Raw genomic sequence first — 21075 nt, 5'->3', positions numbered from 1 at the left:
TCCAGCTGATCACCAGGAGTCCGCACAGCAGCCGCGCCCGGCTGGGCGGGCAAGAGCATAGGGAGACCCGGGCAGCGGTGACCGAGCGCAGCAGGGGACGGCCCGGATGGCTGCACGTGGGCCCGCTGGAGTCGCGGCTGCAGCGCCACTGGGATGCCGACGCCTTCCCGCCGGCCGAGTCCTTGCTTGCGATCATGACAGTGGCGGCGCTGCCCCAGGCGCTGGCCACCCGCCTGGCCGCCCACCTGACCGGCGGCATCATCATCGGCCCCGGGGCAGTGCCGGACCTGCCCGGTTTTGAGGGGCTGCGCGGGGTGGCGCTGCCGATCCAGGCCGGGTCCTGGGAGCGCACCGCCGGCGTCCGAACCCGCGGCCGATCAAGAAATCCTCGCGCGCTGGCGCACCCGGCAAAGCGCCTGATCACCTCCACCCCGCTGGCCGAGCCCCGGCGATGGCACCTGCGGGCATCTGCCCTGTCACGCGCATCTGGCCACCCTGATGCGGAAGAACCCCCCGGCCGAGGGTCGGACAGCGCCACCGGCCGGGTGGCGACCGGCGCCGGAGATCGCTCCCCGCACCCGAAGGCTTGACGGCTTCCCGCTTCATCGCCCCGCGCCGCCCGTCTCGAAGGACAGAAGGTCTTACCGAGGCTCGGCCCTGTGGATCAGCGGCCTGGCCAGCTCACCGCGTCTGGGCTGCGCCGCGATCTCCCATGCCCGCGGGCTTTGACACCGGGCGGCGCGCCCACCGCCTGGAATATACCTGGGGGGGTATCTGTTGAGGAGGAGTGAGCGGCGGACCGCTTCCGTGGAAGAAAAGGCCGCCTGCACTCATGCACCCCGGCGGCACACTGGATCTTGAGGTGGAGACCATGGAGATGGACGCGATCGTCTTGGCCGATGCGCTCACCCGGCTCAGGCGGGCCCACGGCCAGCTGGGCGGGGTGATCGCGATGATCGAGAACGCCGAGGACTGCGAGCGGGTGCTGACCCAGCTGGCGGCGGTGTCCAAGGCGCTGGACCGGGCCGGATTCAAGATCATCTCGACCGGCCTGCAGCAGTGCCAGGTGGCGCGCGAGCGCGGCGAGGAGCCGCCGATCAGCCCCGAGCGGCTGGAGAAGCTGTTCTTGGCCCTGTCCTGACCCGACGCGCACGGTATCCCCGCTTGCCGGGCCGGTGAGCGGGAACCATGCCGCGATCAGGGCTTTTCTCTGCCCATCGCATACCCCCCCGGGTATATTCGCTGAGGAGTGACCTGATGACGATCCGTGAGATGACCGTTGCCGAGCTGCGGCGCGACGACCGGACCGGCACCGCCGCGCAGGCCCTGCACAGCGCCGGGGCGCGGGTGCGCTCCCTGGCCGGCGGCACCGATGCCTGGCAGCGGGCCGGCCTGCCGCTGCAGCACGGCCGCTGACGCCCCCGCACATCCCGCAACCGACACCGACGACCTGTTCCTGATTCCGACGACGTGAAGGCGGCAACGACGATGAGCACGATCCACGTCGAGGTGGTGGAGACCTCCTCCCTGGGCGACCGCAGCTACCTGGCCCACGACGGCCGCGTTGCGCTGGTGGTCGACCCGCAGCGCGACATCGACCGGATCCTGGCCCTGGCCGGACGGCTCGGCGTGCGCATCACGCACGTGGCCGAGACCCACCTGCACAACGACTACGTCTCCGGCGGCCTGGCCCTGGCCAAGGTCGCCGGTGCGGCCTACCTGGTCGCCGGCGCCGATGCCGTCGGCTTCGAGCACACGCCCGCGATCGACGGCGACGAGCTCACCGTCTCCGAGACGATGCGCCTCTCCGTCGTGGCCACCCCGGGACACACCTTCCACCACCTGTCCTACGTCCTGACCGGCCCCGCAGGACCCGAGGGCGTGTTCACCGGCGGCTCGCTGCTGTTCGGCACCACCGGCCGCACCGACCTGCTCGGCCACCAGCACACCCACACCCTGGCCCGTCACCAGCACGCTTCGGCGCGCCGCCTGGCCGACCTGCTGCCCGACGGCGCGCACATCTGGCCCACCCACGGCTTCGGCAGTTTCTGCTCGGCCACCCAGTCCGACGCCCCGGCCTCCACCATCGGCAGAGAGAAGGACGCCAACCCGGCACTGCGGCTGGAGGCCGACGCCTTCGTCACCCAGACGCTGGCCGGGCTGGACGCCTACCCCGCCTACTACGCCCACATGGGCGCACGCAACAGCGCCGGCGCCGATCTGATCGACCTCACCCCCCGTGCAGGCGGCCGACGCCGGACAGCTACGGGAGCGGATCGAGGCCGGCGAATGGGTGGTGGACCTGCGCTCACGCAAAGCCTTCGCCCACCGCCACCTGACCGGCACTCTGAGCTTCGGCCTGGACGGGCCCATGGCGACCTGGCTGGCCTGGACGGCCCCCTGGGGCGCGCCCATCACGCTGCTGGGCGACAGCCCTGAGCAGGTCGCCGCCGCCCAGCGCGAACTGGCGCGCATCGGCATCGACCGCCCCGCCGCCGCCGCGACCGGCACCCCCGAGCAGTGGACCGGCGAAGACGCGGCCCGGCTGGGCGAGCTGACGGTGGCCACGTTCACCGACCTGGCCGCCGCCCGCGCCGGCCGTACCGTCCGTGACCTGCCCGCCCCGGACGTCGTACTGGACGTGCGCATGACAGGCGAGTGGCGCTCCGGGCACCTCGAGGGTGCCACCCACATCCCGCTGCCCGAGCTGCCCGCACGGCTGGCCGAGGTGCCGGACGGGACGGTGTGGGTGCACTGCGGCTCCGGCTACCGGGCCGCCGCCGCCGGCAGCCTGCTGGCCCGGGCCGGACGGACGGTGGTGCACATCGACGACGCCTATGCAGGCGCCAGTGACGCCGGCCTGACCCTCACCGCCCCCGCGAGGTGACCCTCCGCAAAAACCGCCCCCGGGGAAGGCGGCCGCCGTCCGGCGGCCGCCGCCCGCAACCGGCCGACCGCCCTGACCTCTCGACAAGGAGACCGCATGACCGCCGCCGACACCCCGAAAGCCCCCGCCGCCCTGGACACCGCCGTCCTGCGGCGGCTCCTGGAATCCGGCGAGCCGCCCCGGCTGATCGACGTGCGCACCCCCGGCGAGTTCGAGACCGCCCACATCCCCGGCTCCTGCAACGTGCCGCTGGATGTGCTGCGCGAGCACCGCGACGAACTGCGCCCCCACCTGGACGAGCAGGTCGTGCTCATCTGCCGCTCCGGCCAGCGCGCCCAAGCGGCCGAGCAGGCCCTGGCGAGTGCGGGCCTGCCCAACCTGCGCGTCCTGTCCGGCGGGATCACCGCCTGGCAGGCCGCCGGAGCCCCGGTTGCCACCGGCAGGCCCCGCTGGGAGCTGGAGCGCCAGGTTCGCCTGGTCGCCGGCTCCATCGTGCTGGGCTCGCTGCTGACCAGCACGGTGATCCCCCGAGCCAAGTGGGTCGCCGCGGCCATCGGCGGCGGGCTGACCTTCGCCGCCCTGTCGGGCACCTGCGCCATGGGCATGGCCCTGGCCAAGCTCCCCTACAACCGCGGCCCGCACACCGACATCACCACCGTGCTGGGCGCCCTGGCCGACGAGCGCAAATGAGCCGGGACGGCGCGCCCCGGCCCCTGACCGACCGGACGCGCCGCCCGGCCCCGGCCGACCGAACCGACCGAAGCGACTGAACGGAGACGGCGATGCTGAGTGCACTCGGCCTCGGCGCCGTGATCGGCATCCTGCTCGGACTGCTGGGCGGCGGCGGCTCCATCCTGGCGGTTCCCGCCCTCGTCTACGGCGCCGGCCTGCCGCTGGCCTCGGCGATTCCGGCCTCCCTGCTGGTGGTGGGCATCTCCTCGGCCACCGCCGTCCTGCCCCGCATCCGCGCCCGCCAGGTGCGTTGGCGCATCGCCGCCGTCTTCGGCGGCGCCGGCGCGGCGGCCGCCTTCGCCGGCGCCGCCCTGGGCCGGCTGCTGCCGCCGCAGGCGGTCCTGATCGGGTTCGCCGCCCTCATGGTGGTGGCCGGCTGGCGGATGCTGGCCGAGCAGACCGCCGTGGGCGGGGCGTGCGCGCTGCCCGGCGGCGGGGTCAACTAGCGCAGTTGCCTGCCCAAGAGCATCGTCGCGGGCGCGGTCGTGGGCGCTTTGACCGGCCTGTTCGGCGTCGGCGGCGGCTTTTTGATCATCCCGGCCCTGGTGCTCGGCCTGGGGCTGCCGATGACGGCCGCGGTCGGCACCTCGCTGCTGATCGTGGTCGTCAACGCGGCCGCCGGGTTCGCGGCCCACGCCGGGGACGCGGTGCTGGACTACGGCGTCATCGCCTCCTTCACCACCGCGGCGATGGCCGGGTCGCTGGCCGCTGCCCGGCTGGGCCGCCGCCTGGAGGCGGTACGGCTGCGCCGCTGGTTCGCCTACCTCGTCTTCGCCGTAGCGGCCTTCGTCGCCGTCCAGGAGCCGGTCAACCCGGCCGCCCTGAGCGGCTGATCCGGCCCCGGCCGGGCCGTGCGCTCCGCGACCGGCCGAACCCGCGGCGGGCGGGGGGTTGGCGCACGCGCGCCGGGCATCCTCCCTGGTGAGAAGACTTTTACGGCCAGGAGCAGCCGATGGGCTACGCCCATACCATCACCGTGACGGCGCCCTTCGACGAAGCGGTGGCAGCCACCCGCCAGGACCTGGCCGAGCACGGGTTCGGCATCGTCAGCGAGATCGACATCCGCGCCGCCTTCGCCGGCAGACTCGGGCCCGAGGCCGCCGCGACCGGTGACTACCTCATCCTGGGCGCCTGCAACCCGCAGCTGGCCCACCAGGCCCTGGGCGGTGAGGCCGAGCTGGGCCTGCTGCTGCCGTGCAACGTCGTCGTCCGCCGGGCCCCCGGCGCCGACGCCACCACGGTGCAGGCCGTCGACGCCCGGATCATGGGCACCCTGACCGGCGCCCCGCAGGTGGCCGAAGTCGCCTCCGACGCCGACGCCGACGCGCGGCTGCGCGGGCCCTGCGGGCCCTCACCATGCCGCAGGCCTGACCCCGCCCGGCGCAGCCGCCCCGCCTGAACGGCCCGCCCCTACCGTCACCGCGGGGTGCCGGGATTGACTCCCCTCCCGGCGGGCATGGCCGCTGCAAGCACATCACCACCGCTCATCACGGTTCACAGGAGAGCTGGAGAGGGGAACCCCTGATGGCCCAGCACGCAGACTCATCGCCCGCGCAACGCCGGCACCCGCCCGGCATCGCCCTGCCCGGCATCGTCTTGGGCATCGGGCTCGGCGGGTTCGTCGACGGCATTCTGCTGCACCAGATCCTGCAGTGGCACCACATGCTCACCAGCACCGGCACCGACAACATCGGGCTGGCCCCCTATCCGGCCACCACCGTGCACGGCCTGCAGATCAACACCCTGTGGGACGGGCTGTTTCACACCTTCACCTGGCTGGCGGTACTGACCGGCTTGGCGCTGCTGTACTCCCGTGTCACCCATGCCCGCGGCCGCGTCTGGGCCTCCCGGGTGCTGTGGGGCTGGGTGCTGGTCGGCTGGGGGCTGTTCAATCTGGTCGAAGGCGTCATCGACCACCACCTGCTGGGCATCCACCATGTGCGCACCGGCCCCGGTCAGCTGGCCTGGGACCTGGGCTTTTTGGCGCTGGGCGCGCTGCTGGTGGCCGGCGGCTACCTGCTGCAGCGCAGCGCGGCGCCGGCGGCCACCGCGACCGGTCCAGCGCGATGACCGCCCTGCCCTCCGCCCACGCGCACGCCGGGCCGGGCGCGTGGCTGCCGGTGGCCGCCCTGGCCGCGGTGGCCGGCGGCTACCTGCTGCTGGCCGCCCGGCGCCGCCGCGCCGGGCGGGCCTGGAGTCGGCGGCGCAGCAGATCCTTTTTGACCGGCTGCGCCCTGCTGGCCTGGGCCACCGGCCCGGATCTGCTGCCCTTCGCCGAAAGTGACTTTCGCGGCCACATGCTGCAGCACCTGCTGATCGGCATGCTCGCCCCGCTGGCCCTGGCGCTGGCCGCCCCGATCACCTTGCTACTGGGCACGCTGCCCACCTCCTGGGGCCGGCGCCTCGGCCGCGCCCTGCGCAGCCGCCCGGCCCGTCTGCTCGCCCATCCGGTCACCGCGCTGCTGCTCACCGCAGGCGGCCTGATCGCGCTGTATGCCACCCCGCTGTACGCGCTGACCGCCACCACGCCCTGGGCGCACCACCTGGTGCACGTCCACTTCCTGGCTGCGGGCTACCTGTTCGCCTGGGTGATCGCCGGAGTGGACCCGGCCCCGCATCCTCCCTCGGTGCCGTTCCGGCTGGTCGTGCTCGGGGCGGCCATCACCACCCACGCCGTGCTGTCACAGCTGATGTACGCCGGGCTGTTCATCGACCTGCCGGTCCCGGCCGAGCAGCGACGCGGCGGCGCCGAGCTGATGTACTACGGAGGCGACATCGCCGAACTGCTGCTCGCTTTGGCGCTGTTGGCCACATGGCGGCCGCGCCGCCCCCGGCCGGAACAGCACCGCTCCAACTCCCCGGCCGGTGAGTCGATCACACCGGCTTTCCCCCGCGCCTCAGCGCCCGGCCCGCCCCAGTGAGATCCGCATCGGCTTCACCTCGCTGCACGAGAACCTCGACACCACCACCCCGTGCGGGCGGCTGGTCTTCCACGTCTTCGCCGCGCTGGCCGAGTTCATCCGCGAGCGCATCGTCGCCGGCACACGCGAGGGCCTGGCCGCGGGCCTAATCGGCGGCGCGAAGGAGGCCGTCGAGACCGCGGCCCGCAAACTCGACCGGTATTGGGTGGCCACGGCCGGGCGGGCGCTGGCGGAGATCCGCGACGGGCGGCTGTATGAGCTGTACGGCCACAGCTCATACAGCGACTACGTGGCCGAGCGGTGGGGAATGGTCCGCCAGCACGCCTACAAGCTGATGCGGACCGTACGGGTCCAGCGGGCGCTGCCGGAAGCGGAGGTGGACTGGACCGTCCGGCAGGTCGATCTGCTCGGGTCGGTGGCCGAGCCGTACGACTTCAGGACCTCCGCAAGCTGCGTCTGGTGGCAGTGCCTCGGCCCTGGGACGTGGGTGGTGGGGCCACGTTCTTGTGGCTCACCGGCAGGTTGCCGGGGCGAGGGCGCGGACGGAGGATCAGTGCCCGTCGCAGAGGAGCCACGATGACGTTCACGGCCAACGGCGCCGCCCAGGCGGCCATCACGGTGGTGAGGACCTACAGCATCGAGGCGGACAAGGTCGCCTCCGTCAAGGAGGCGACCGGGTTCTCGGTCCACTTCGAGTGCTCGGGCAATCCGCCCCAGCAGGGCCTCGATGACGTGTCCGGCTGGACCTACTGTGCCCTGTACGAAGAGGGCACGAACCAGCCGTACGCCACGATGATCTCCCAGGGTCCTGATCCGGCCAGGCTTGTCGAATGGGCAGCCAAGCTGCACAGCGCCCAGGTCAACGTCTGGATCAACTCGGCCAAGGCCACCTCGGCCGGAGTACTCGCGGCCATCGCCCTACACGAGTTCGAGCTGCACGTCCTGGCCTTCTACGAGTTCTTCAACCGGCTCAGCACGCTCGCCTACCACGCCGACCTGCACAACTCCACCCAGGCGGCCGACACGCTCAGGGATCTCGTCGGAGACGTGAACGCGGGGACCTACCGAGCCTCCACCCAGCACGCCTCGACCGTCCTGCGCGCCAACCAGGCCCTGTCCGCCTTCGCCCTGGCCGCCGAGCAGGTCGCGGGCAGGATGACCGACGTGGGCGCCAAGCCTGAGATCGACCCGGACAGCTACGAGTACGCGGCGATCATGACCACCCGCAACGACATCACCGAATCCTTCGAGGACCTCGCCCCGGTCAAGGCCGCCTACGGCGGCAGGCTCGGGCCCCTGGAGACAGTCTGCGGCAAGGAAGTCGTGGACTTCGTCGTCTCCGAGTTCGAGACGGAATAGATGATTGATCCCAAGGGTGGTGTTTGGCGGAGGGCATGGAGCGAGGGTATTCAAGATCCGTCAGCAGAGGGAGCAAGGGGACTCCCGGGGACGGCTTCCAAGGGCTGAGGCCTCCGCTGGAAGGTACAGAAATCAAGCACATTGTGGCGCCAATCCGCCGAGTTGACCCGGGCGGAAACCGACTCGATCAGGTCCAAATCGTACGCGGGATCAGGATCGCCGAAGCCCACGCCTAGTGTCTTGAGTCGCTGATTCGCTGCGTAAATTGGTTGATATTCGACATGACGGCGGGGTAGCGAGGACGGGACGGCCGAAGGCCGAGCTGGTACTGACCGAGGACGAGCGTATGACGCCGACCCGCCGGGCCCGGCGCCGCACCTCCTCGCAGGCGTTGGCGCTTCCGCGCCTGGATCGCGACCTGGAATGACGATCCCAAGCCCTTCGTCTGGACCAAGACCGCAGACGAGATCTTCGAACGACTCTCCGGATATTTGAATCGAATTAACGACTCAGGACACTAGATGCCCGATCCCGCCTCGCAAAGCGAGGCGGGATGCTCTTCCCTGTGCAAGACGGCCTTCAGCGATATCCGTCATGCGGTCAACGCGATGCCCGGGAGGATCCGGTGGAGTACGAAGACCGGAATCGCTCGGTAGGACGCCACCATGACTAACACCTTACGTCTGCTGGCCGGTCGCGTCCGAGATGCGGTGTAAAAGTGAACGAGCGTAGGTTGCCGTGGTGAACCGGCCAAAGGATGCACAACGGCAGCCGGGCCGAGCCGATCTTGGCCACCTGGGGCATCACCACCGCCGGTAAACCGGTCTTCGTCGGCCTGGCCGCCGCCGGATCCGAATCCACTGATGCCTGGCACGACTTCCTGCCCGACCTGACCGCCCGCGGCCTGAAGCCGCCGCTGCTCATCGTCTCCGACGGCGCGCCCGGCCTGATCAGCGCCGCCGAGCAGGGCGTCTCGCACTCACTGCACCAAAGGTGTCTGGTTCATCGCGCCCGCCACGTACCGGCCGAGGTCAGCGCCACCGATCAGGCCGAGGTCAAGGCCGCCTACCGGCAGATCTTCGACCTCACTGAACCGGGCCAGAACGTCAAGCCCGGCCAGCACCTCGTGGACTGGGCGCAGGCCCGCATCGACGCCTTCGCCGAGGTCTGGGGCGGCCGCTGTCCGGCGGCGGTCACGTACCTGCTCACCGACCGCCACAGCCTGACCACCTACCTGCGCTTCCCGATCGAGCACCACAAGCGCGTGCGGCACTCCACCTTCATCGAGCGGACCTTCGGCGAGACCCGCCGCCGCGTCAAGGCCATCGGCCACTTCCCCGGCGAGAGCAGCTGCGTCTCAATCGTATGGGCCGTGCTCGATCGCGCCCCTCGGGGCTGGCGCGGCTTCACCATGACCAGCACGGGTCTGCGCATCCTGCAAGACCTCCGCCGGGCCCTGCTGCATCCACCCGCCCAGCTCCGCTCGACCGACGACCCTGCCTTGGCACCCGGCATCGAGGCTGCCTAAGATCCCCTCGCGGTACCTGCCTCGTCGAGCCATTTACACCGCTCCGCGGACGCGACCGGGCGAGGACCGGCGGAATGGCTTACGCCGCTTCCGGTGTACGGCGGGCATCTGCACCCAAGCTCATCCCCGATGAGACCACTGGGACCAGCTGAACAGATCGAGGCTCAGTGCACGGCGCCGCACCATGGGGTCGCATCAGGAACGAGATCGACATGACAGGTAGGAAATTTCCTACATATAGTGGGTGCATGACCATCACACACGCGCGATTCGTCACCCTGCCCGTCTCCGACCAGGAGCGGGCCAAGGACTTCTACGTCACCGCCCTCGGATTCGAAGTCGTCGCCGACCGGCAGATGGGACCGGTGCGGTGGCTGCAGGTGGCGCCCGCCGGGGCGCAGACCAGCTTCACCCTGGCCGCCCCCGCCCAGGGGTTCGCACCGGGCAGCGCCCAGGGCATCATGCTGGAAAGCGCCGACCTGCAGGCCGACTGCGCCCGGCTGACCGCGGCCGGGGCCCAGGTGGAGGGCCCGGTGGACCTGCCCTGGGGACGGCAGGCGACCCTGCGCGACCCCGACGGCAACGGCTTCATCCTGGCCGCGCCGGTTCCCGCGGGCTTCTAAGAACCGGCATGAACAACGCCCCACGGATCTCCGAGGACCGGGTCTTCGCGGCGCTGGCCAGTCCGGTGCGCCGGGAGGTGCTGCGGCTGCTCCGGCAGGAGGGGCCGCAGCCCGTGCAGCAACTGGCCGGACACTTCGCGATGGCCCGCCCGAGCTTTTCCGAGCACCTGCGGGTGTTGCGGGAGGCCGGGCTGGTCACCGAACGCAAAGTGGGACGGCAACGGCTGTATCAGCTGCAGGCGGTGCCGCTGAACGAGGTGCAGCAGTGGCTGAGCCCCTTCGAGCGATTCTGGCGCGACAAGCTCACCGGACTGCGCGACCTGCTCGACCGGATGGACGACGACGAGTCATGAGCGACGACGACCTGACCATCCTGCACCTCGACCAGTTCCTCGCGCACCCGCCCGCCACGGTGTGGCGGGCGCTGACCGAGCCGGACCTGCTCGCCCAGTGGCTGATGCCCGGCGACTTCCGGCTCCAGGTCGGGCACCGATACACCATGCGGGCCGTCCCCATGCCCGCCACCGGCTTTTCCGGCACCGTCCTGGCCGAGGTGCTCGCCTACGAGACCGGCACGATGCTCAAGATCGGTTGGCGTGACGCCGAGCCCGGCGGCGACGCCAGTTGGACGATCACCTGGACTCTGCAGCCGGAGGGCACCGGCACCCGCTTGTTCCTCCTGCACGAGGGATTCGACCCGGACAACCCGCTGCAGCAGCGGGCCCGCACGATCATGGGCGGCGGCTGGCGCTCGGCCGTGTTGCGCGACCTGGAAGCGATCCTCGCCCCTCTCTAGAGCCGGACCGCACGTCGGGAGGCGGCGGCCGTCCCCTTCCCCTTCCCCTTTCCCCATCAAAGATCGGATCATCACATGTATGGAATCGCCGACCGGTTCGACCGCCTCGCGGATGACTTCCTGGCCCGCGTGCGGGCCGTACCGGCCGATCGCTGGGACCGCCCGAGCCCGTGCGCGGGATGGACCGCCCGTGACGTCGTGACGCATGTCATCAACGGGCACCGCGGCATCATCGCGGCCGTACGCGGCACCGCGCCCCGGCCCTCGCACGGCGTGGGCGTGTCCGGCATGGCCGGCGCCCCGGCGGTCGAGCCCGGCGCCGACCTGGCCGCCGCCTACGCCGAAGTCCGGACGGGGCTGCGGGACATCCTCACCGATCCGCGCCTGGCCGCCACACCCCTGCCCTTCACCCCGATCGGGCCCGTCCCGGTCGAGCAGGCCGCCGACGTCGTGGGGGCCCTGGAACTGCTCGTCCACACCTGGGACCTCGCCCGCGCCGTCGGCGGGGACGAAACCCTGGATCGCGAGGCCGTCGCCAGAACCCACGAGAGGCTGCGCCCCCACTACGCCGCCCTCCAGGCGACCGAGGCGTTCCATCCGCAGACCGCTCCCCCTGCGGGAGCCGATCCGCAGACGGCGTTCCTGTACTTCACCGGCCGCCGCCCCTGACACGGCCCTCCCGCCCGGTGCGCAGCGGACCTGTTCGGGTCAGGACCTGATGGATACGGTGCCGGCCGGAGAACCGTTCACATTCACGCCGGGCATCCCGCAGGGGACGTTGCCCCTCATCGTCTGGACGATCCAGTTCGCGGTCGGGCAGGCTGCGGTGTCCTGCGGCGGACGGAACGGTGCACGACGGCGTGTCGTGGCACCGTTTCTCATCCACCGGTTCTGTCGGAGCCCGTGTTCAGGCTGTCGGCCATGGGCGGAGCCGAAACAACCGGCGCCGAGCCGCAGGTCCTGCTCGCGGGCGCGCGAGTCAGCGACCAGGCTGCCTTCGGCGCCCTGCTCTCACCCCATCACCGGGCACTGCACCTGCACTGCTACCGGATGCTCGGCTCGTCCGTCATCGGACATCGGTGGCCGGGGAAGCATCACCGGGTTCCGGGGAACGGAACCCGGTGACGCCCCCGCCGGTCAGCCCAGCCGGCCGCGGTCCGGGGTCAGCCGCACCACTGTGTACGGCAGCACCGGGCTGGTGGCTCCGTACTGGAAGTTGACCACCAGCAGGTCGCGGCCGTCGAACGCTGCCGTGGAGGGGCCGTGCAGCCTCGGATCGGTGACCCGCGCCAGCAGTCTGCCCCGGCCGGAGCGGACATCGAGCCGTATCACGTTGACGGTGTTGCCGTCGCCGTCGGCGTTGCTGACCGCGTAGAGCGTGTGGCCGCGGAGGAGCAGGCCGTCACCGCGCACCAGGGCGCCGCCCAGGTCGATCGGCCTGACGGTGCGCCGCCGCAGATCGACACGGTGCAGCACTCCGTCGTTGTAGTCGGCGACGACGAGGTATCGCTGGTCCGGGGTGACGGTGATGCCGTTGAGGTTGAAGCCCTCGGTGTACACGATGTCCGTTCCCCGCAGGTCGAGGAAGGGCCGCAGCGGTGCGGTCGCCCCGCTGCCGCCCCGCAGCTCCGCGGCGCCGATGCGGTAGATCGTCGGCTGGAACGAGTCGGTGACGTAGACGTCGCCGTTCCCGGCCACGGCGACGTCGTTGAGCATCGAGTTCGGCGTGGCGGTGGCGAAGCGGTGCAGCAGGGCGCCGGTCCGCGTGTCGTACACCCACACGAAGCCGGTCGCCCCGCCCGCGACGATGAGGCGGCCGGCGGCGTCGACCTTCATCCCACCGGCGGTGGTCCGGCCGTCGGCGGCGTTGCCGGGTAGCCACACCGAGGTCTGCGGCGAGCGGACGTCGCCGCGGTAGATGCGTCCGTCGGTCACGCTGCCGACGTAGAAGTACGGCGTCCTCGGATCGCGGGCGATGCCCTCGGGGTAGGCGTCGTCGCCGGCCAGGACGTAGACGCCGGGCCGGTCGGCCTGGGCCGCCACCCCCGCCGCCTCCGTCGCCGTCGCCGATGCGGTCCCGGCGGAGGAGGCGAGCACCACGGCCGCCACGGCCAGGGAGAGAAGTCGGTGGATACGCACGGTTTCCCTTCGATAGTCGATCGCAGCCAGCCTCGCGCCCGGACCGACACCTCAACAAGATCGTTTTGGGTATCCCGGTATACCCTGGCGGTATGTCGATCGACCTGCGACTCATGCGGTACGTCGTCACGATCGCCGAAGAAGGCGGTTTCCAGCGGGCCGCCGAACGCCTGCGCATGGCCCAGCCTCCGCTGAGCAGGCAGATCCGCGACCTGGAACGCCGGCTCGGGGTACCGCTGTTCCACCGCCGCCCGACCCGGCTCACCGAGGCGGGCGAGGCCTTCGTGGCGTCCGCGCGGAGGCTGCTGGCCGACGCCGACTCGATGATCGAGCTGGTGCGGGCGGCGGGGCAGGGCCAGTCCGGCACGGTGCGCCTGGGGATGGTCATGAGCGCCGCCCACGAGACGGTGCCGGAACTGCTCGCCGCGTTGCGGGCGGCGTACCCGGGCGTCACCGTTCAGGCGCGCGAGGCGTGGTCGGGCGAGCTCGACGCCGGCCTGCGGGCGGGCCGGTTCGATCTGGTGCTGGGGCGGATGATCCCGCGGCGGCCCGGCCTCGCCCGGCAGACCGTCCGGCGGGAGCCGCTGGTCGCGGTCGTCGGCACCGCCCACCCGCTCGCCGGCCGCCCGGTGGCGGCCCTGTCCGACCTGTACGGCAGCCGGCTCCGCCTGGTCCCCGGTGACGTGGCGCCGGACTACCGCAGCGCGCTCCTGGCCGCCCTGGCACGTACCGGTCTGGAGTTCGAGGTGGACGACTGCGAGGTGCTCGGCTGGCGCCACCTCGGCCTCGCCGACGGCAAGGGTTTCGCGCTGGTACCGAGTTCGCTCGGTGCCCTGCCCACGGCCGATGGTGTGGTGCTCCCGCTCGCCGACCACCTGCCCGCCCCCGACCTGGAACTGGTCTGGCGGCGCGACGCCCTGCCTCCGGCCGGTGCCGCCTTCACCCGTGTCGTGGAGGCGACGGCGCGTGAGCGCGGCTGGCTGGAAGCCGCCCCCACCGGTCTGCCCGTCTGACACCGGTGCCGCCCGCCGGCCTCGGGGAGGTGATGGCGGTGACCGCCGGCGCCGACGGCGGCTTCACGTTCTCAGCAGCCGGGGAACCGTACGGCGTTGCCGCCGACCGGCTCACGCAAGGCGGGGCCCGCGACGGCGTCCTTGCCTCCTCGGCGTCGCCGTCATCATGGACGCGCCCCGTACCTGAACAGCCCTGCGGCGAGCAGTGAGGCCGGACGATCCCTGCGATAGGCCCCGAGAGAAAAGCTTCCGCCCGATTCACCATTCGGCGTGTTGTGGTAGCCGTGCCTGCCGGCATGCTCGGATCCCGCGACCGTCGGCCGTAGCCTACGGGCTCATGGTTGAGCGGAAGGTGCGGCGGTAGGCGTCCGGGGGTACGCCGACCGTGCGGTTGAAGTGCCGGCGCATTGTCGTCGCGGTGCCCATGCCGGTGGTCGCCGCGATGGTGTCGATGCTGTCGTTCGTGGTCTCCAGCAACTCCTGGGCGTGGCGGATCCGCTGAGTCAGCAGCCATTGCAGCGGGGTGGTACCGGTCACCGACTTGAAGTGGCGGCCCAGGTTGCGTGAGCTCATCCGCGCCTGGCGGGCCAGATCCGTCACGGTCAGCGGCTGGTCGAGCCGTTCGATCACCCAGGGGAACAGGCCGGCGAGCGGGTGGTTGTCCGGGGCCGGCACCGGGGTGGTGACGAACTGGGCCTGGCCGCCGTCCCGGTGCGGCGGCACGACCAGGCGGCGGGCAACCGTGTTGGCGATCGAGGAGCCGTGGTCGCGGCGTACGAGGTGCAGGCACAGGTCCATGGCGGCGGCTTTTCCGGCGGAGGTGAGCAGGCTGCCGTTGTCCACGTACAGGACGTCCGGGTCCACCTGCACCCGGGGGTAGCGGGCGGCCAGGACCTCGGTGTGCGCCCAGTGTGTGGTTGCGCGCCGCCCGTCCAGCAGGCCGGCGGCGGCCAGCACGAACGCGCCCGTGCACAGGGAGGCCACGCGTGCGCCTGCCTCGTGAGCCGCGCGCACCGCCTCGACCAGGTCGGCGGGTGGATCCTCGTCGACGTCGGCCCATCCGGGGACGATCACGGTGTCGGCGCGCGAGAGTTCGCCGAGGCCGTGGTCGGGCTCCAACCGGAACCGGCCGACCCGTACGGCGGCCGGCCCGCAGACGGTGACGTCGTACCAGGGGACCGTTACGCCGGCCGGGGCGGCGGCGAAGACCTCGTATGCCAGGGACAGTTCGAAGTGCAGCATGCCGTCGGTGACGGCCAGTGCGACAGAACGCATGTCCGGAATTGTACGAGTCATGGCGTTCCGGACACTCACGGTCGGCGGCCCGTTCCCGCCAGGATGTCCGCAGCGGATCATTCGAGCACAGGAGGGAATCCATGGGACCGGGGCAGATGGGATCGGGGCAGACGGTGGCGGTGTTCGGCGCGTACGGGCACACCGGGCGGTTCGTGGTGGCAGAACTGCGGGAGCGCGGGTTCGTCCCGGTTCTCTCCGGCCGCGACGCCGGCAAGCTGCAGGCGTTGGCGGCGTCCCATCCCGGACTCGAGGCCCGGCCGGCGTCGGTCGACGATCCGGTCTCGCTCGATCGCGCACTGGCCGGGACGGCGGCCGTGATCAACTGTGCCGGGCCCTTCGCCGCGACGGCAGCCCCCGTGATCGAGGCGGCGCTGCGCGCCGGGATCCCGTACGTGGACGTGGCGGCCGAAATCGAGGCCAACGTCGACACGTTCGCGCACTTCACGGACCGCGCCCGCGCCGCAGGAGCGGTGATCGTCCCCGCGATGGCCTTCTACGGCGGCCTCGGCGACCTGCTGGTCACCGCGGCGATGGGCGACTGGAGCGCGGCCGACGAGGCGCACATCGCGTACGGGCTGAGCGGCTGGCACCCCACCGCCGGGACGCGCACCGCGGGTACGGTCTCCCGCGAACGGCGGGGCGGCCGGCGCGTCCGCTACGCGAACGGACAGCTCGAGTACCGCGCTGACGCCCCGCCCACCCTGGAGTGGACCTTCCCTGACCCGATGGGCACCCGGGCCGTCATCGGGGAGTTCACGATGGCCGACGTCGTCACCGTTCCCAGCCACCTGTCCATCCCCGAGGTGTGCACCTACATGGCGATCGAGGCGGCCAGGGACATGGCGGACCCGGACACGCCCGAGCCGGCCGCGGTCGACCGGCTCGGGCGGTCCGCGCAGACCTTCCTCGTCGACGTCGTCGTGCGCTCCGGCGGCGGCGAACGGCGCGCCGTGGCGGGCGGCCAGGACATCTACGCCGTCACCGCCCCCCTCGTCGTGGAAGCGGTCGACCGCATCCTCACCGGACGGACCAAGACCGTCGGCGTCGCCTCCGCCGGTGAAATCTTCGACGCCCTCGACTTCCTCCGCGCGCTGTCCCCGCACATTTCCCTGGAACTGCGCCCTTGAGCGGCCCCGCCGGAGGCCGCCTGCGGGCTGGGCCCGCACGACACCGCCTTCGATGCGTCACTGCTCACCTGCTTCCGGCGGCGCCTGGCTCGCTCACATGACCCGAACCGGATCTTCACCCGGGTCAAGCAGGTGATCGCGGCCATCGGAGTGCCGGCCGGGCGACAACGGCGCGCCCTCCGGAATCGCCGGCACCGTCACGACCTCGATCTCTCCGTCGTCGAGGACCGTCACGTAGCCGGCCGCCTTTCCCGTTTCGAACAACTCGACCACCGGTTCCGTCTCCGCCCGGACGGCCTCGAGGAACACCGCCGTCCAGGCGGAGGCGACGGGCCGCCAACGACCGTAGGTCCGGAAGTTGTCCACCTTCGAGTCCTCGATGAACCCGACCAGCTGCTGCCGGTAGTACACGGGAGCGTCCATACCGTCCTTTCCGGGTCCGTGGTGAGCCCTCTCCATCCCGGGCCGCGAGCTTCCGGCCGGTCCCGCAACACGGCGCGCACGCCGTTTCGGCAGCCGGGTAGCGGCCGGCCGGCAGTCTCTCCGCATCAGGGCCGGTTGTTCTTCCCGTCCAGCCAGAGTGTGTCGGATTCATCGCGGTGGGAGCCGGAGCTGCCGACGTGTTTGGCGTCGATCTCCGGACCCTTCTTGATCACGTGGACCAGGGCCATCGCGTGCCCGCGTCCCAGGTCATAGTCCTGCTTCAGCCACTCCACGATCGGTCCCGCCTTGGTAGACGGGTCGTCGAAGCCGCGTTCCTCCGCCAGGGCGATGAACTCACGGGGAGTCAGGCCGGTCTTGTCCTCGATGTTGTCCAAGTACGCCTGGAAAGACATGTGCGCCCTGTTCCCCTCTGCGATGTCGCCGCCGAGTATCGCAACAGACGGTCTTGCGCGCGAACGGCGGGCCCCTCTCGTATCAGACCGAGGCGCGTGCATCCCGGGGGCGGGGTCGGACCGGTCACATTATGGGTCAAGTGACCTATAGTGGGGCCATGGACGATCTACAGTTCGATCCCGCGGGCCCCGTGCTCCTGGTGGGCGGGTACGGCACGGTCGGCGCCGAGCTGGCCAGGCTGGCGGCCCCCTCCTGGCCGCTGCTGCTGACCGGCCGCACGACGGAGCGCGGCGAAGCCCTGGCGCGGGAGGTCGGCGCGACGGTCCGCCGCTGGGACCTGTCCGACCCCGCCCCGTTCTCGGCGAGGATCCGTGCCGTCGTCGGCGTCGTGAACGACCCCGACGACCGGGTGCTGCGCGCCGCCGTACGGGCCGGGGTCCCCTACGCCGACGTCACCCGGTGGACCGCCCGCCTGCAACGGGCGGCGACCGTGGCCGCGACGCTGCGCCCGGACGCGCCCGTACTGCTCTCGTCGAGCTGGATGGGCGGCGTCAGTCCCCTGATGGCCTCGGCACTGGCCACCCGGACCGGCGGAGCCGACACGGTCGAGATCGCGGTGCGCTGGGATCTGAAGGACCGGGCGGGAGCCGACTCCGTGGAGTTCATGGACCGGCTCGGCCTGGAGTACGAGATCGTGGAAGCCGGGCGGCGGCGCCTGATCACGCCGCTCACCGACACCCGCACCGTCACGATCGGTTCCTCGCGCACCCGGGTGGCACGGATCGACACACCGGAACAGTTCACCCTGCCGATCGCCCTCGGCGTGAGCACGGCGGCCACCCGGATCGGTTTCAGCTCCCCCGCCATGACCTCGGCGCTCCTGGCCGTCAAGCGGTCGGGGTTCTTCCGATGGGGACGCGGCGAGCGCTGGACGTCGCTCCGCCGTTCCCTGCTGCACTCCGCCGGCGAGGGCGGGATCGCGCAGCTCCGGATCGACGTCACCGGCCCGGCCGGAACCCGTGCGGCGACCGTCACCGACCCCTTCGGGCAGGCGCACCTGACGGCGGTCGGGGCGCTGATGGCGCTGCGCAGGATCCTGGGCGCCGACGGCGCCGTCCCGCCGCGGGGGCTCGTGTTCCCGGAGATGACCCCGCGCCCGCAGGACGTCCCCGCCTTCCTGGAGTCCGTGGGGGTGTCGGTCACCGAGGGCACCCCCGTGCCGGCGGAGCGAGCCGCATGACGACGGCCGGACCGGGCCCGCTGGCGAACCGCTCCTCCCCCGCGTCGACCGCCAAGGGAGACAACCGACGGCAGAACCTGCTCGACGTCACCGAGCACATCCTGGTGACCAGGGGAAACGCCGAACTGTCCCTGCGCGCGGTCGCCACCGCGGCGGGTGTGCGCCTGGGGCACCTGCAGCACTACTTCCCCACCCGCGGCGAGCTGATCCACGCGGTGCTGAACCGCGTCCTGGAACGCTCACTGCGGCAGGTGGCCGACCTCATGGGCCCGCAGGACGCGATCGGCGTCCGGTCCCACGAGCCCGTGCAGCTGATCCAGGTCTTGCTCACCCAGCAACAGGACGACCGGCTCGTCCGCCTGTTCACCGAGGTCTGGGCCCTGGCCGCGCACGACGCCTCCGCGGCCGGCGCCGTACGCGCCTTCTACCGCGACTACGTGGGACATGTGGCCGCCTTCGTGCAGCAGCGGGATCCCGTCCTCACGCCGCAGGTCTGCCAGGCCCGCGCCGAGACGTTCGTCATGCTGATCGAGGGCGCCGCCCTCTTCCGGTCGGGCATCGCGTCGAGCGTCTCGGCCGGGACCGACGCCGAGCTCCTCACGACCGCCGCCGCACTGCTCGGGAGCGGGCCTCCCGGATCGGAGTAGGAGCACCGCAGGTCACGGCCCCGCGCCGAAGACGACGGCCACCGGCGCCATCGGGCCGAGGACGAAGTAGCCGCCAGCCCACAGACCCGCTGGTTCGTGTCGGGCGCACGGGGGCGGCGGCGCCCCGCGGGTGTGGCTGCTTTCATCCTGACCACGTGTTGACAAACCGTGTTCGGATATTTACTTTCAGTAATGGAGATAGGAAACGGTTATCTTTTCCAAGCCTATCTGCCCTGCCGCGAACGACACGGGCCCGGTCCGTTCACGGCTGCCAGCCGCCCCGGCACGCACGGACGCAGCCTGCGGCGCCACCCCCCACCCCCGCTTCCCCCGCGGAAAAGGAGCCAGCCATGCCGCTCGCCAGCGCCCTGCCCACCGGATCGGTGATGATGGTCCACCACGTCACCGGCACCTACTTCATGTGCAACGACTTCCACGACAACGTCGGCAACCACGTCCAGACCTGGGCTCAGGACCCCTTCGCCGACGCCACCAGCCACCGCTGGACGCTGGGCCGCAACCCTGACGGCACCGTCGTCATCCGCTCGGCCGCCCACGGCCGGGCTCTGACCGTCGGCGCCACCCCCGCCGAGGTGGTGACCCTGCGTGAGGGCAACGACAGCCTGCACCAGAACTGGCGCTTCGAACATGTCGACACCAGCGCCGACAGCTACGTCATCGCCTCGGTCGTCCACCCCAGCTACGCCCTGTCCATCGCCTCCCACTTGCAGGCCAACGACCAGCTCCTCGGCCTGACCCGCATGTGGGGCGGCCCGAACCTCTCCCAGGTCTGGAAGGTCTTCTCCCAGGGAGCCTGACCGCTGACGAGCCAGGCGGACGGGTGAACGCGGTCCTGACCGTGCTTGAGAGCCGTCGCGACTCACCCGATCCGCCGAGCGGTCACTGGCCGGTGCGCCGTCTCGCAACGTCGGCGCACCGCGCGATGCCGGCCCGCAGACCATGGGTGCGCCGGGGCCGGCCCGCAAGGCGAGCCGCCGCCGGTTTGACCTTGACGCTGCGTCAACTTCTAGCATCGGAGCCATGTCGATCACTGTTCTTGACACCTACTCCGCCATGAGGCGGATCCTGCTGGCCCCGGTCGCGGGCCGCGTTGACCTGCTGCGTTCGATGCTGGAGGCCAACAGGGGCATGTACCGCCACCACCCCGGCGAGGTCGACCTGGTGGCCATGCACCTCCAAGCGTCCGGGTTCCCCGTCGACCGCGACGAGGAGCGTTGCCTCGACGCGCTCGAAACCCTGGCGGCGGCCGGAGCCTGGGAGCGGATGCAACGCGCCCTCGACGACGCTCTCGCCGTACTGCTGGAGGCGAGGCCGGGGCTGGAGGCCCCGGACATCACCGTGCTGTTCGTGCTCGGCGATCCCGGTGACGAGCACTTCATGGGGCCCTGCCAGGGAGTGACCGGGTTCGGCGGCATCTCGGGCCACATCGCCATCACGTTCTGGCCCTTCCCCGAGAACGTGGAGCGGCTGGAGGCCACCGCCGTGCACGAACTGCACCACAACCTGCGGTTCGGCCCGGGCGGGGTTGTGTGGGACCCGATGACCGTCACGGTCGGCGATCACATCGTCTCCGAGGGCCTGGCCGACGCCTTCGCCCGCCAGCTCTACGGCGACGGGCTCGGCCCCACCCGCATCGGCGTGCCGCACCTGCACGACGACGAGGTCGTCGCCAAGGTGCTCACCGGGCTCGACGTGACAGGCATGCAGAACTTCACTGCCTGGGTGCACGGCGACCCCAGCGCCGAGCGCTTCGGCCTCACGCCGGTGGGGCTGCCGATGGGCGCCGGGTACGCCGCGGGCAACCGGCTGGCCGACGCCTACCTGGCGGCGACCGGGCAGACGGCGGCGCAGGCCCTGCACGCCGACAGCTCGGAGGTCATCGCAACCACGCTCCGACGCGGGTGACACT

General features: G+C 71.5%; 26 protein-coding genes and 3 pseudogenes. 25 read left to right on the top strand and 4 right to left on the bottom strand.

From position 1 onward, the window contains the following. Positions 1 to 77 precede the first annotated feature (77 nt). The 19 genes and pseudogenes from HS041_RS29490 (at position 78) to HS041_RS29410 (ending at position 11971) form a co-directional block, all read left to right on the top strand. Positions 78 to 590 carry a hypothetical protein gene (locus HS041_RS29490; protein WP_196444088.1) on the top strand — a complete coding sequence of 171 codons (513 nt, stop codon included), beginning with the start codon at positions 78 to 80 and terminating at the stop codon, positions 588 to 590. A gap of 281 nt (positions 591 to 871) precedes the next feature. Further along, positions 872 to 1141 carry a metal-sensitive transcriptional regulator gene (locus tag HS041_RS29485; protein WP_196444374.1) on the top strand — a complete coding sequence of 90 codons (270 nt, stop codon included), beginning with the start codon at positions 872 to 874 and terminating at the stop codon, positions 1139 to 1141. Between the two features lie 116 nt (positions 1142 to 1257). Continuing rightward, positions 1258 to 1416, top strand: a complete 159-nt coding sequence (locus HS041_RS29480) for a rhodanese-like domain-containing protein (protein ID WP_196444087.1) — start codon at positions 1258 to 1260, stop codon at positions 1414 to 1416. Between the two features lie 72 nt (positions 1417 to 1488). Then, positions 1489 to 2439, top strand: coding sequence for an MBL fold metallo-hydrolase (locus tag HS041_RS29475; protein WP_230879849.1), 951 nt, complete (start codon positions 1489 to 1491; stop codon positions 2437 to 2439). Continuing rightward, positions 2372 to 2887, top strand: a complete 516-nt coding sequence (locus HS041_RS38815) for a rhodanese-like domain-containing protein (RefSeq protein WP_230879848.1) — start codon at positions 2372 to 2374, stop codon at positions 2885 to 2887. The genes HS041_RS29475 and HS041_RS38815 overlap by 68 nt, the downstream gene beginning before the upstream one ends. 96 nt (positions 2888 to 2983) lie before the next feature. After that, a complete protein-coding gene (locus HS041_RS29470) occupies positions 2984 to 3577 on the top strand; it encodes a rhodanese-like domain-containing protein (protein WP_196444086.1) in 594 nt (197 codons plus the stop codon). Between the two features lie 92 nt (positions 3578 to 3669). Further along, a pseudogene (locus tag HS041_RS29465) lies at positions 3670 to 4452 on the top strand (sulfite exporter TauE/SafE family protein). A 119-nt stretch (positions 4453 to 4571) separates the two neighbouring features. Next, complete coding sequence (locus HS041_RS29460) at positions 4572 to 5018, top strand: DUF302 domain-containing protein (protein ID WP_196444085.1); 447 nt, start codon at positions 4572 to 4574, stop codon at positions 5016 to 5018. 125 nt (positions 5019 to 5143) lie between these two features. Then, positions 5144 to 5689: a DUF2243 domain-containing protein gene (locus HS041_RS29455; RefSeq protein ID WP_196444084.1), complete on the top strand. Its 546-nt coding sequence runs from the start codon at positions 5144 to 5146 to the stop codon at positions 5687 to 5689. Continuing rightward, positions 5686 to 6540 (top strand): cytochrome c oxidase assembly protein, encoded by an 855-nt coding sequence (locus HS041_RS29450; RefSeq protein ID WP_230879847.1) that lies wholly within the window; start codon positions 5686 to 5688, stop codon positions 6538 to 6540. The genes HS041_RS29455 and HS041_RS29450 overlap by 4 nt, the downstream gene beginning before the upstream one ends. Next, positions 6485 to 7120 carry a recombinase family protein gene (locus HS041_RS40545; RefSeq protein ID WP_374058883.1) on the top strand — a complete coding sequence of 212 codons (636 nt, stop codon included), beginning with the start codon at positions 6485 to 6487 and terminating at the stop codon, positions 7118 to 7120. The genes HS041_RS29450 and HS041_RS40545 overlap by 56 nt, the downstream gene beginning before the upstream one ends. Beyond that, positions 7117 to 7899 carry a hypothetical protein gene (locus HS041_RS29440; protein WP_196444083.1) on the top strand — a complete coding sequence of 261 codons (783 nt, stop codon included), beginning with the start codon at positions 7117 to 7119 and terminating at the stop codon, positions 7897 to 7899. Before HS041_RS40545 ends, HS041_RS29440 begins: the two co-directional genes overlap by 4 nt. A gap of 401 nt (positions 7900 to 8300) precedes the next feature. Then, positions 8301 to 8420, top strand: a pseudogene (locus tag HS041_RS38810) (IS630 family transposase); the annotation flags it as partial. A gap of 233 nt (positions 8421 to 8653) precedes the next feature. After that, positions 8654 to 9427 (top strand): annotated as a pseudogene (locus HS041_RS29435) (transposase); the annotation flags it as partial. 248 nt (positions 9428 to 9675) lie between these two features. After that, positions 9676 to 10050 (top strand): VOC family protein, encoded by a 375-nt coding sequence (locus HS041_RS29430; protein ID WP_196444081.1) that lies wholly within the window; start codon positions 9676 to 9678, stop codon positions 10048 to 10050. A gap of 8 nt (positions 10051 to 10058) precedes the next feature. Continuing rightward, entirely contained in the window at positions 10059 to 10403 is a 345-nt protein-coding gene (locus HS041_RS29425) for an ArsR/SmtB family transcription factor (RefSeq protein ID WP_230879846.1), read from the top strand. After that, on the top strand, positions 10400 to 10846 hold the full coding sequence (locus tag HS041_RS29420) for an SRPBCC family protein (RefSeq protein WP_196444080.1): 447 nt from the start codon (positions 10400 to 10402) through the stop codon (positions 10844 to 10846). Before HS041_RS29425 ends, HS041_RS29420 begins: the two co-directional genes overlap by 4 nt. Positions 10847 to 10921: 75 nt before the next feature. Further along, a complete protein-coding gene (locus HS041_RS29415) occupies positions 10922 to 11515 on the top strand; it encodes a TIGR03086 family metal-binding protein (protein ID WP_196444079.1) in 594 nt (197 codons plus the stop codon). 234 nt (positions 11516 to 11749) lie between these two features. Continuing rightward, positions 11750 to 11971 carry a hypothetical protein gene (locus HS041_RS29410; protein WP_230879845.1) on the top strand — a complete coding sequence of 74 codons (222 nt, stop codon included), beginning with the start codon at positions 11750 to 11752 and terminating at the stop codon, positions 11969 to 11971. 12 nt (positions 11972 to 11983) lie between these two features. Here HS041_RS29410 and HS041_RS29405 read toward each other — a convergent pair whose 3' ends face one another. Continuing rightward, on the bottom strand, positions 11984 to 12985 hold the full coding sequence (locus tag HS041_RS29405) for an SMP-30/gluconolactonase/LRE family protein (protein WP_196444077.1): 1002 nt from the start codon (positions 12983 to 12985) through the stop codon (positions 11984 to 11986). 92 nt (positions 12986 to 13077) lie between these two features. On the opposite strand from HS041_RS29405, the gene HS041_RS29400 reads away from it, so the two are divergent. Next, positions 13078 to 13998, top strand: coding sequence for a LysR family transcriptional regulator (locus HS041_RS29400; RefSeq protein WP_196444076.1), 921 nt, complete (start codon positions 13078 to 13080; stop codon positions 13996 to 13998). A 327-nt stretch (positions 13999 to 14325) separates the two neighbouring features. Here HS041_RS29400 and HS041_RS29395 read toward each other — a convergent pair whose 3' ends face one another. Beyond that, positions 14326 to 15273 (bottom strand): helix-turn-helix domain-containing protein, encoded by a 948-nt coding sequence (locus HS041_RS29395; protein ID WP_196444075.1) that lies wholly within the window; start codon positions 15271 to 15273, stop codon positions 14326 to 14328. Positions 15274 to 15374: 101 nt separating this feature from the next. Here HS041_RS29395 and HS041_RS29390 point away from each other — a divergent pair, with 101 nt between their 5' ends. Then, on the top strand, positions 15375 to 16421 hold the full coding sequence (locus HS041_RS29390) for a saccharopine dehydrogenase family protein (protein ID WP_230879844.1): 1047 nt from the start codon (positions 15375 to 15377) through the stop codon (positions 16419 to 16421). A gap of 93 nt (positions 16422 to 16514) precedes the next feature. Here HS041_RS29390 and HS041_RS29385 read toward each other — a convergent pair whose 3' ends face one another. Both HS041_RS29385 and HS041_RS29380 read right to left on the bottom strand, forming a co-directional pair. After that, on the bottom strand, positions 16515 to 16832 hold the full coding sequence (locus tag HS041_RS29385; RefSeq protein ID WP_196444074.1) for a hypothetical protein: 318 nt from the start codon (positions 16830 to 16832) through the stop codon (positions 16515 to 16517). A gap of 137 nt (positions 16833 to 16969) precedes the next feature. Next, complete coding sequence (locus tag HS041_RS29380; protein ID WP_196444073.1) at positions 16970 to 17257, bottom strand: DUF4287 domain-containing protein; 288 nt, start codon at positions 17255 to 17257, stop codon at positions 16970 to 16972. 158 nt (positions 17258 to 17415) lie between these two features. Here HS041_RS29380 and HS041_RS29375 point away from each other — a divergent pair, with 158 nt between their 5' ends. The 4 genes from HS041_RS29375 (at position 17416) to HS041_RS29360 (ending at position 21071) form a co-directional block, all read left to right on the top strand. Further along, positions 17416 to 18498: a saccharopine dehydrogenase family protein gene (locus HS041_RS29375; RefSeq protein WP_196444072.1), complete on the top strand. Its 1083-nt coding sequence runs from the start codon at positions 17416 to 17418 to the stop codon at positions 18496 to 18498. Further along, positions 18495 to 19145 carry a TetR/AcrR family transcriptional regulator gene (locus HS041_RS29370; RefSeq protein ID WP_230879843.1) on the top strand — a complete coding sequence of 217 codons (651 nt, stop codon included), beginning with the start codon at positions 18495 to 18497 and terminating at the stop codon, positions 19143 to 19145. The genes HS041_RS29375 and HS041_RS29370 overlap by 4 nt, the downstream gene beginning before the upstream one ends. Before the next feature lie 350 nt (positions 19146 to 19495). Beyond that, the gene (locus tag HS041_RS29365) at positions 19496 to 19963 is read left to right on the top strand and encodes an RICIN domain-containing protein (RefSeq protein WP_196444071.1); all 468 of its coding nucleotides are present in this window, start codon (positions 19496 to 19498) and stop codon (positions 19961 to 19963) included. 223 nt (positions 19964 to 20186) lie between these two features. Further along, positions 20187 to 21071: a DUF2268 domain-containing putative Zn-dependent protease gene (locus tag HS041_RS29360; protein ID WP_196444070.1), complete on the top strand. Its 885-nt coding sequence runs from the start codon at positions 20187 to 20189 to the stop codon at positions 21069 to 21071. Positions 21072 to 21075 lie beyond the last annotated feature (4 nt).

Source organism: Planomonospora sp. ID67723, from assembly GCF_015711605.1.
Lineage (GTDB): Bacteria > Actinomycetota > Actinomycetes > Streptosporangiales > Streptosporangiaceae > Planomonospora_A.
The sequence above is the reverse complement of the archived record's forward strand: the minus strand, read 5'-3'. Positions and strand labels throughout refer to the sequence as shown.

Coding starts and splice junctions, on each gene's coding strand:
- HS041_RS29400 (WP_196444076.1), top strand. CDS start 13,078: ATGTCGATCGACCTGCGACTCATGCGGTACGTCGTCACGATCGCCGAA.
- HS041_RS29470 (WP_196444086.1), top strand. CDS start 2,984: ATGACCGCCGCCGACACCCCGAAAGCCCCCGCCGCCCTGGACACCGCC.
- HS041_RS29450 (WP_230879847.1), top strand. CDS start 5,686: ATGACCGCCCTGCCCTCCGCCCACGCGCACGCCGGGCCGGGCGCGTGG.
- HS041_RS29455 (WP_196444084.1), top strand. CDS start 5,144: ATGGCCCAGCACGCAGACTCATCGCCCGCGCAACGCCGGCACCCGCCC.
- HS041_RS29485 (WP_196444374.1), top strand. CDS start 872: ATGGAGATGGACGCGATCGTCTTGGCCGATGCGCTCACCCGGCTCAGG.
- HS041_RS29390 (WP_230879844.1), top strand. CDS start 15,375: ATGGGACCGGGGCAGATGGGATCGGGGCAGACGGTGGCGGTGTTCGGC.
- HS041_RS29380 (WP_196444073.1), bottom strand. CDS start 17,257: ATGTCTTTCCAGGCGTACTTGGACAACATCGAGGACAAGACCGGCCTG.
- HS041_RS29480 (WP_196444087.1), top strand. CDS start 1,258: ATGACGATCCGTGAGATGACCGTTGCCGAGCTGCGGCGCGACGACCGG.
- HS041_RS29475 (WP_230879849.1), top strand. CDS start 1,489: ATGAGCACGATCCACGTCGAGGTGGTGGAGACCTCCTCCCTGGGCGAC.
- HS041_RS29420 (WP_196444080.1), top strand. CDS start 10,400: ATGAGCGACGACGACCTGACCATCCTGCACCTCGACCAGTTCCTCGCG.
- HS041_RS29395 (WP_196444075.1), bottom strand. CDS start 15,273: ATGCGTTCTGTCGCACTGGCCGTCACCGACGGCATGCTGCACTTCGAA.
- HS041_RS29375 (WP_196444072.1), top strand. CDS start 17,416: ATGGACGATCTACAGTTCGATCCCGCGGGCCCCGTGCTCCTGGTGGGC.
- HS041_RS29365 (WP_196444071.1), top strand. CDS start 19,496: ATGCCGCTCGCCAGCGCCCTGCCCACCGGATCGGTGATGATGGTCCAC.
- HS041_RS29430 (WP_196444081.1), top strand. CDS start 9,676: ATGACCATCACACACGCGCGATTCGTCACCCTGCCCGTCTCCGACCAG.
- HS041_RS38815 (WP_230879848.1), top strand. CDS start 2,372: ATGGCGACCTGGCTGGCCTGGACGGCCCCCTGGGGCGCGCCCATCACG.
- HS041_RS29370 (WP_230879843.1), top strand. CDS start 18,495: ATGACGACGGCCGGACCGGGCCCGCTGGCGAACCGCTCCTCCCCCGCG.
- HS041_RS29360 (WP_196444070.1), top strand. CDS start 20,187: ATGTCGATCACTGTTCTTGACACCTACTCCGCCATGAGGCGGATCCTG.
- HS041_RS29425 (WP_230879846.1), top strand. CDS start 10,059: ATGAACAACGCCCCACGGATCTCCGAGGACCGGGTCTTCGCGGCGCTG.
- HS041_RS29415 (WP_196444079.1), top strand. CDS start 10,922: ATGTATGGAATCGCCGACCGGTTCGACCGCCTCGCGGATGACTTCCTG.
- HS041_RS29460 (WP_196444085.1), top strand. CDS start 4,572: ATGGGCTACGCCCATACCATCACCGTGACGGCGCCCTTCGACGAAGCG.
- HS041_RS29440 (WP_196444083.1), top strand. CDS start 7,117: ATGACGTTCACGGCCAACGGCGCCGCCCAGGCGGCCATCACGGTGGTG.